The 8,504-nt window shown below is 72.2% G+C and carries 7 protein-coding genes; 6 read left to right on the forward strand and 1 reads right to left on the reverse strand.

The genetic code is table 11. The annotated features are described in order from the left end of the window. The first annotated feature begins 382 nt into the window (after positions 1-382). Positions 383-2,611, forward strand: a complete 2,229-nt coding sequence (locus ACFVHI_RS36620; RefSeq protein WP_380346347.1) for a M9 family metallopeptidase — start codon at positions 383-385, stop codon at positions 2,609-2,611. 93 nt (positions 2,612-2,704) lie between these two features. Here ACFVHI_RS36620 and ACFVHI_RS36625 read toward each other — a convergent pair whose 3' ends face one another. Continuing rightward, on the reverse strand, positions 2,705-3,466 hold the full coding sequence (locus tag ACFVHI_RS36625) for a PP2C family protein-serine/threonine phosphatase (RefSeq protein ID WP_380346349.1): 762 nt from the start codon (positions 3,464-3,466) through the stop codon (positions 2,705-2,707). A gap of 158 nt (positions 3,467-3,624) precedes the next feature. On the opposite strand from ACFVHI_RS36625, the gene ACFVHI_RS36630 reads away from it, so the two are divergent. The 5 genes from ACFVHI_RS36630 to ACFVHI_RS36650 all read left to right on the forward strand — a co-directional run. After that, positions 3,625-4,737: an LLM class flavin-dependent oxidoreductase gene (locus ACFVHI_RS36630; protein WP_063346955.1), complete on the forward strand. Its 1,113-nt coding sequence runs from the start codon at positions 3,625-3,627 to the stop codon at positions 4,735-4,737. Continuing rightward, entirely contained in the window at positions 4,734-5,357 is a 624-nt protein-coding gene (locus tag ACFVHI_RS36635) for an FMN reductase (RefSeq protein ID WP_063346954.1), read from the forward strand. The genes ACFVHI_RS36630 and ACFVHI_RS36635 overlap by 4 nt, the downstream gene beginning before the upstream one ends. A 293-nt stretch (positions 5,358-5,650) precedes the next feature. Then, complete coding sequence (locus ACFVHI_RS36640; RefSeq protein ID WP_380346351.1) at positions 5,651-6,685, forward strand: Dyp-type peroxidase; 1,035 nt, start codon at positions 5,651-5,653, stop codon at positions 6,683-6,685. A gap of 28 nt (positions 6,686-6,713) precedes the next feature. Beyond that, on the forward strand, positions 6,714-7,511 hold the full coding sequence (locus ACFVHI_RS36645; RefSeq protein WP_363371484.1) for a family 1 encapsulin nanocompartment shell protein: 798 nt from the start codon (positions 6,714-6,716) through the stop codon (positions 7,509-7,511). 244 nt (positions 7,512-7,755) lie between these two features. Beyond that, positions 7,756-8,504 (forward strand): electron transfer flavoprotein subunit beta/FixA family protein (locus ACFVHI_RS36650; protein ID WP_380346353.1); only part of this gene is annotated, 749 nt, incomplete at its 3' end.

Raw genomic sequence — 8,504 nt, forward strand, 5'->3', positions numbered from 1 at the left:
GGTTCGGGCGGGGGGGGGCTCTTGGGGGCCGGGGTGCGGGGGGGTGTCAGCGGGCTGTGGGTTTAGTCGCGTGGGGGGGCTAAAACCCCCACGGGCGGGGGGGGGGCCCAGGTTTCGGCGCCCCGGCCCCTGCGTCGTTCCCCCGCGAATCGCTCACATGAGCGGGGCTATCCAACGTCATGTGATGTGTGCCATGGTACATGTCACACTCCCCACCGTGTGCACGACGGAGCCGCCCACGAGGCGCCGTCGCCAACGGTCCTCACCACCCCACCGGCCGCACCCCCAATGCGACCGACGACGGCCCGGAGGCCCCCACGTGAGTTCCGCGCGTCTGCTGCGACTCCCGCAGCTGGCAAGGCTGTTAGTACTCGCCCTGACCATGTTCCTGACGATCGGCCTGTTCGCCCCACAGAGCAAGGCCGCCCCCGCCGCCGCCCCCGGCGGCGCGGCCGCCCCCACCACCCCCGCCGGACCGGCGCCGCAGCCCGCCGTCGGCGCCCCCGAACGCGGCCACACCGACCGGCAGTTCGCCTCTGCCGACCAGCGGGCCCCGCTCCCGCTCGACACCCGGCCGGCCGAGGCCCGGCCGACCGCCAAGGCCTTCTCCCTCGGCGCGGCGGCCGCCCAGCCCTGCAACGTCGGCGACTTCACCGGCCGGACGGGCGGCGACCTGGTCCAGCACATCAAGGCCGCCGACATCCAGTGCATCAACGGGCTCTTCCAGCTCACCGGCGCGGACGCGAGGGGCGCGTTCCGTGAGGAGCAGATGACCACCGTGGCGTACGCGCTGCGCGACGCGGCCGGCAGCTACCCGGGCGACAACTCGACCTCCGTCGAGCAACTGGTGCTGTACCTGCGCGCCGGGTACTTCGCGCAGTGGTACCACAAGGACGACGTCGGTACCTACGGCACCGCCCTCCAGGCGGCGATCCGTTCCGGGCTGGACGCCTTCTTCGGCGGCGCGCACGTGCGGGACGTCGCCGCGGGCAACGCACCCATCCTGGGCGAGGCCGTCACCCTGATCGACAGCGCGCAGGAGAACATCCGCTACCTCCCGGTGGTCAAGCAGCTGCTGAACGACTACAACAGCGCCACCTGGAACCCGGCCGGCATGGCCTGGGCGGTGAACCCGGTCTTCACGGTGCTGTTCCGCGGCCACCAGGTGACCGGCTTCGACGCGGCGGTCGAGGCCGACCCGAGCGTGCTGGACGCGCTGTCCGGCTTCGCGACCCGCAACAACGACCAGCTCGGTGGCGACTTCGGCGTGCTGGTCTACAACGCGGCCAAGGAGCTGACCCGCTTCCTGAAGGACACGGCGCTCCAGCCCAAGGTCCGTCCGCTCGCCAAGTCGCTGGTCGCGCAGTCCGCGCCGAACGGTCGCACCGTCTACCAGTGGGCCGCGGTCGCGGACGGGGTCGGCTACTACGACGCCGCCAACTGCGCCTACTACGGCACCTGCAACGCCTCCGACCAGCTCAAGGCGGGCGTGCTGACGGTCAACTACACCTGCAGCCCGAGCATCAAGCTGATCGCCCAGGCGCTGGACAACACCCAGCTGGGCACCGCCTGCACCAGCCTCACCGGCCAGGACGCGTACTTCCACTCGGTGGTGCGCGACAACGGCCCGGTCAAGGACGACAGCAACACCACGATCGAGGTGGTGGTCTTCCACTCCTCCCTGGACTACCAGGTGCTGGCCGCGGCCATCTACGGCATCGACACCAACAACGGCGGCATGTACCTGGAGGGCGACCCGGCCAAGGCCGGCAACCAGCCGCGCTTCCTCTGCTACGAGGCCGAGTGGGCCCGCCCGTCGTTCGAGATCTGGAACCTCAACCACGAGTACACCCACTACCTCGACGGCCGGTTCGACATGTACGGCGACTTCAACGCCGGCATGACCACCCCGACCGTCTGGTGGGTCGAGGGCTTCGCCGAGTACATCTCGTACTCGTACCGCAAGGTGACCAACGACGCCGCCATCGCGGCGGCCGCCCGGCACACCTACAAGCTGAGCGACCTCTTCGACACCGCCTACGGTGACCAGGACCGGGTCTACCGCTGGGGCTACCTCGCCGTCCGCTACATGCTGGAGCAGCACCGCGGCGACCTGGACTCCGTCCTCGCCAAGTACCGGGCGGGCGACTGGGCCGGCGCCCGCACCCTGCTCAAGACCACCATCGGCACCCGCTACGACGCCGGCTTCGACAGCTGGCTGACGGCGTGCGCCAACGGCGCCTGCGCCACCGGGGGCGGCACGCCCACCCAGCCGCAGCTGCCGGAGTGCGCCGGCACCGACATCCGCAAGCTGGACGCCAACTGCGCCCGCAGCAACATCGCGGCGACCACCGGCAACTACGCGCACTTCTACCTCCTGGTGCCGGCCGGCACCAAGCAGGTGAAGGTCACCACGAGCGGCGGCACCGGCAACGGCGACCTCTACTACAACCCGGCCTCCTGGGCGTACACCGACGCCAGCACGGCGCACTCGTCGGGTCCGGACAACTCCGAGACCCTGACGATCACCAACCCGCCGGCCGGCTACGTCTACTTCAGCCTCTACGCCCAGCAGGGCTTCAGCGGGGTGAGCGTCACGAGCGAACTCTGACCGGACGCTCGTCGAGCGACCGAAAACGGACAGGTGACCGCCCCGGCGGAGCGCTTCGGCGCCCCGCCGGGGCGGGTCCGTGCCCGCTGGCGGCTACTCGCCGATCCGGACCAGCGCCAGGGTGATGTTGTCCGGCCCGCCGGCCGCGATCGCCGCTTTCCAGAGCTCGAACGCGGCCCTCCCGTCGGCGCGGTCGGAGCCGTCGTGCGGCCGGGCGAGCAATTCGGCCAGCTCCTCCTCCGGCACCGGGTCGGTCAGGCCGTCGCTGCACACCAGGTAGCGGTCGCCGGCGGCCAGCGGTGCGGCGCGCACGTGCGGCTCGACGAAGGTCAGTCCGAGCGAGCCGCCCAGGGTCTGGGTGACCACCGAGGTGGTGCGCCGGCCGGGCGGCAGTGGCGGGCTGTCGTCCACGCTCACCCGGTGCAGCCCGTCCGGGGCGACCTGGTAGACCCGGCTGTCGCCCACGTTGAAGGCCACCGCCCGGCCGGGCAGCAGCACCAGGCCGGCCACCGTGGTGCCCATCGCGGCCAGCTCGGGTTCGCCGGCGGCGGCCGCGTACACCGCCCGGTTGCAGTCCTGGAGTTCCTCCCGGACGGCCTCCTCGCTGTCCAGTCCGGCGCCGTCGGCGGCCAGTCGGCGGGCCACCAGGGCGCTGGCGACCTCGCCGCCGGGGTGGCCGCCCAGGCCGTCCGCCACGGCGACCACGCAGGGCGGGCCGAGCGGGAACAGCAGGGTCTGCGGGTTGCCGGTCACGGTGGCGCAGAGTGTCCACGGCCCGACCGTGAGGCTGTCCTCGTTGTGCTGCCGCACCAGGCCCTCGTGGCTCAGCGCGCTCACCGCGATGTACGTCGCCATCGGTTCGCCGCCCTTCCGGAGCTCCTCCCTCAAGTGTGGGCGGGAATAACGATCCGCACCTGGGTGCTAAGGTGGTTGAAAGTTTAACGATCCGCCCCGAGAACCCCGTGCGCCCCGAGCGCCCGGGCGAGGGGCCGACCTGGAGTGTGGTGAGCAGCATGCAGTTCGGAATCTTCACCGTCGGCGACGTCACCCCCGACCCGACCACCGGCCGCACCCCGAGCGAGCACGAGCGGATCAAGGCCATGGTGGCCATCGCGCGCAAGGCAGAGGAGGTCGGCCTCGACGTCTTCGCGACCGGCGAGCACCACAACCCGCCGTTCGTCCCGTCCTCGCCGACGACCATGCTCGGCTACATCGCCGCGCAGACCGACCGCATCATCCTCTCCACCTCGACCACGCTGATCACCACCAACGACCCGGTGAAGATCGCCGAGGACTTCGCGATGCTCCAGCACCTCGCCGACGGCCGGGTGGACCTCATGATGGGCCGCGGCAACACCGGCCCGGTCTACCCGTGGTTCGGCAAGGACATCCGCCAGGGCATCCCGCTCGCGATCGAGAACTACGCGCTGCTGCACCAGCTCTGGCGCGAGGAGGTGGTGGACTGGCAGGGCCGCTTCCGCACCCCGCTGCAGTCCTTCACCTCCACCCCGCGCCCGCTGGACGGCGTCGCGCCGTTCGTCTGGCACGGCTCGATCCGCAGCCCGGAGATCGCTGAGCAGGCCGCCTACTACGGGGACGGCTTCTTCGCGAACAACATCTTCTGGCCCAAGGAGCACTTCCAGAAGCTGATCGAGCTCTACCGCGAGCGCTACGCCCACTACGGCCACGGCACGCCCGAGCAGGCGTACGTCGGCCTCGGCGGGCAGGTGTTCATGCGGCGCAACTCGCAGGACGCGGTGCGGGAGTTCCGCCCGTACTTCGACAACGCGCCGGTGTACGGGCACGGGCCCTCGCTGGAGGAGTTCACCGAGCAGACCCCGCTGACCGTGGGCAGCCCGCAGGAGGTCATCGAGAAGACGCTGGCCTTCCGCGAGTCCTTCGGCGACTACCAGCGCCAGCTGTTCCTGATGGACCACGCCGGCCTGCCGCTGAAGACCGTGCTGGAGCAGCTGGACCTGCTCGGCGAGGAGGTCGTGCCGGTGCTGCGCGAGGAGTTCGCCAGGAACCGCCCGGCCGCGGTGCCGGACGGGCCGACGCACGCCGCGCGGGTCGCGGCCCGCAACGAGGAGTCCGTCGACGGGGAGACCATGGAGGTGGCCAAGTGACCGCGTACCGGCTGGTGGTGGTGAGCGCCGGGCTGAGCAAGCCGTCCTCGACCCGGCTGCTGGCCGACCGCCTCTCCGATTCGACAGTCCGTCAACTGTCCGGTGGCGGGCGGCAGGTGGACGTCACGGTGGTCGAACTGCGTGACCTGGCCACGGAGATCGCCCACCACTTCGTCACCGGCTTCCCCGGCGCGGCGCTGCGCGGGGCGATCGACGCGGTCACCGGGGCGGACGCGGTGATCGCGGTGACGCCGATCTTCACCGCCTCCTACAGCGGCCTGTTCAAGTCGTTCTTCGACCTGGTCGACCACGACGCGCTCACCGGCAAGCCGGTGCTGATCGCCGCTACCGGCGGCACGCCCCGGCACTCGCTCGCCCTGGAGCACGCCGTCCGGCCACTGTTCAGCTACCTGCGTGCGGTGGTGGTGCCGACCGCCGTCTACGCGGCCACCGACGACTGGGGCGCGGCGGGGGACGGGCTCACCGACGGCCTCCCGGGCCGGATCGACCGCGCGGCGGGCGAACTGGCGGCCCTGCTGGCCGGCCGCGGCCCGGCGGCGCCGGCGCTGCCCGAACAGGTGGTGCCGTTCGCCGAGCAACTGGCGGCCCTGCGCGGCTGACAGCCGGGGTGGAAGGGGCGGGCGCGTGACGGCGCGTCCGCCCCTTCCGCGTGCCCACCGGCCGCGGGCGCCCCCGAACGGCCTCGACGGACGGCGCGTCCGGGAGGGCCGTTCGGGGGAGTGCCGCCCGCGCCGAATGGTCCGCTATGGGGTGTAATCGTACGCATGATCAGATGTCCGCTGGTCCGTCACGCCGTCGGCCCGCCCGGTCGGCGGCAGCCGCGGCACGCTGACCACCGGCCATGAGCGGGACGCCGCCCGGCCTCCCGCGCCACCGTGGAGGAACCCTCGCCATGCAGGCCGAACCGCAAGCCGTGCTCTCCCCGCTGACCAGCGCGGCGGTCTTCCTGGTCCTCACCGTCGAGCCCGGCGGCGAGGACGCCGTCCGCGACCTGCTGCCCGACCTCGCCGGGCTGCGCCGCGCGGTCGGCTTCCGGGCCCCCGAGGGCGGCCTCACCTGCGTCACCGGCATCGGCTCGGACGCTTGGGACCGCCTCTTCGACGGCCCCAGGCCGGCCGGCCTGCACCCCTTCCGGGAGGTGGCCGGCACCCGCCACCGGGCCCCGGCCACCCCCGGCGACCTGCTGCTGCACCTGCGGGCCGCCCGGATGGACCTCTGCTTCGAGCTGGCCGGCCAGCTCACCGGCCGGCTGGCCGGGGCGGCCACCGTGGTGGACTCCGTCCAGGGCTTCAAGTACTTCGACGACCGGGACCTGCTCGGCTTCGTCGACGGCACCGAGAACCCCGAGGGCCGGGCCGCCGAGACCGCCGCCGTGGTCGGCGCCGAGGACCAGGCCTTCACCGGCGGCAGCTACGTCATCGTCCAGAAGTACCTGCACGACCTGGACGCGTGGAACGCGCTGAGCGTCGAGGACCAGGAACGGGCGGTCGGCCGCACCAAGCTCACCGACATCGAGTTCGACGACGACGCCAAACCGGCCGACTCGCACGTCGCGCTCAGCACCGTGACCGGGCCTGGCGGCGAGCAGCGGCAGATCGTCCGCTACAACATGGCCTTCGGCTCGTTCGACCGCGGCGGCGAGTTCGGCACCTACTTCATCGGCTACGCCCGCGATCCCGAGGTGACCGAGGAGATGCTGCGCAACATGTTCGTGGGCCGCCCGCCCGGTACCACCGACCGGCTGCTCGACTTCTCCACGGCCGTCACCGGCTCGCTGTTCTTCGTCCCGACCGCCGACTTCCTCGACGCCCCGCCGCCCGCGCCGTCGGCGCCCCCGGTGCGGTCGGCGCCGCCCGCTCCGCCCGCGCCGAGTGCTCCCTCCGCGACCGGCTCGCTCGGCATCGGCAGCCTGCGCGGCACGCCCTGAACCGGACCTCCTGACAAGGACCCGCACCATGAACAACCTGCACCGCGACCTCGCCCCCGTCTCCGCCGCAGCCTGGGCGGAGATCGAGGAGGAGGCCCGCCAGACCTTCAAGCTCCACATCGCCGGCCGCCGTGTGGTCGACCTGAACGGCCCCGACGGCTCCACCCTCGCCGCCGTCGGCACCGGCCACCTGACCGGCATCGAACCGCCCGCCGACGGCGTCCAGGCCCACGCCCGCGCCGCCCAGCCGGTGGTCGAGCTGCGCGTCCCCTTCACCGTCCGCCGCGAGGCCGTCGACGACGTCGAGCGCGGCTCCCGCGACTCCGACTGGCAGCCGGTGAAGGACGCCGCCCGCACCATCGCCCTCGCCGAGGACCGCGCCGTCTTCGAGGGCTACCGCGCCGCCGCCATCGAGGGCATCCGGGCCGGCTCCACCAACCCGCCGGTCCGGCTCCCCGAGGACGTCCGCGAGTACCCCGAGGCCGTCAGCCGCGCCCTCACCGCGCTGCGCCTGGCCGGCGTCGGCGGCCCCTACTCGCTCCTGCTCGGCGCGGACACCTTCACCGCCGTCAACGAGACCAGCGACCACGGCTACCCCGTCCACAACCACCTCGCCCGCCTCCTCGACGGGGACATCATCTGGGCCCCCGCCATCGAGGGCGCCCTCCTCCTCTCCACCCGGGGCGGCGACTTCGAGCTCTTCCTCGGCCAGGACGTCTCCGTCGGCTACCTCTCCCACGACGCCGACACCGTGCGGCTCTACCTCCAGGAGTCCCTCACCTTCCGCGTCTACACGGGGGAGGCCGCCGTGGTGCTGGCCGCCTGAGGGCGCTGAGGGCGCCCTGAGGCCCAGCGCACACCGGGAAGGGTACTGAGTTCCTTTACCAGGGGTACTGAGTGCCGTATCCTCTACGTGGAGCCTCCGACACCAGTCGAAGAGCGCCGACACGGTATGCCGGTCCAGGTGGCGCTCACGGCGCGCAGGGCGCGGCCGGGCCGGGATTGGCACTCAGTACCCTCGGCATGACGTGAGGCCATCGACCAGTGCGACCGTGACAGGAGAACCACTCATGAGCTTGAGGATCGTCGTCTGTGTGAAGTACGTGCCGGACGCGACGGGTGACCGTCGGTTCGCGGACGATCACACCACCGACCGGGAGGGTGTGGACGGCCTCCTGTCGGAGCTCGACGAGTACGGCGTGGAGCAGGCGCTGCGGATCGCGGCGGCGAACGAGGGCGCCGAGGTGACGGTGCTGACGGTCGGGCCGGACGACGCGAAGGACGCGCTGCGCAAGGCGCTGTCGATGGGTGCGGACAAGGCCGTGCACGTGAATGACGAGGACATCCACGGGTCGGATGTGATCGGGACGTCGGCGGTGCTGGCGAAGGCGCTGGAGAAGACCGGGTTCGACCTGGTGATCGGCGGGATGGCGTCGACGGACGGTTCGATGGGCGTGCTGCCGGCGCTGCTGGCGGAGCGGCTGGGCGTGGCGCAGGTGACGCTGCTGTCCGAGGTGTCGGTCGAGGGCGGTGTGGTGCGGGGCCGTCGTGACGGTGACGCGGCGACCGAGCTGGTCGAGGCGGCGCTGCCGGCGGTGGTGTCGGTGACGGACCAGTCGGGTGAGGCCCGGTACCCGTCGTTCAAGGGGATCATGGCGGCGAAGAAGAAGCCGGTCCAGTCGCTGGACCTGGACGATCTGGGCATCGAGGCCGACGAGGTCGGGCTGGCGGGTGCGTGGACGGCGGTGGAGTCGGTGGCGGCGCGTCCGGCGCGGACCGCGGGCACGGTCGTCAAGGACGAGGGCGAGGGCGGCAAGCA

The sequence above is a fragment of the Kitasatospora sp. NPDC127121 genome, from assembly GCF_042677305.1.
GTDB lineage: Bacteria > Actinomycetota > Actinomycetes > Streptomycetales > Streptomycetaceae > Kitasatospora.

Excerpts from the sequence above, each read along its gene's own strand:
- ACFVHI_RS36630 (WP_063346955.1), top strand. The coding sequence starts at position 3,625 with ATGCAGTTCGGAATCTTCACCGTCGGCGACGTCACCCCCGACCCGACC.
- ACFVHI_RS36620 (WP_380346347.1), top strand. The coding sequence starts at position 383 with ATGTTCCTGACGATCGGCCTGTTCGCCCCACAGAGCAAGGCCGCCCCC.
- ACFVHI_RS36625 (WP_380346349.1), bottom strand. The coding sequence starts at position 3,466 with ATGGCGACGTACATCGCGGTGAGCGCGCTGAGCCACGAGGGCCTGGTG.
- ACFVHI_RS36645 (WP_363371484.1), top strand. The coding sequence starts at position 6,714 with ATGAACAACCTGCACCGCGACCTCGCCCCCGTCTCCGCCGCAGCCTGG.
- ACFVHI_RS36640 (WP_380346351.1), top strand. The coding sequence starts at position 5,651 with ATGCAGGCCGAACCGCAAGCCGTGCTCTCCCCGCTGACCAGCGCGGCG.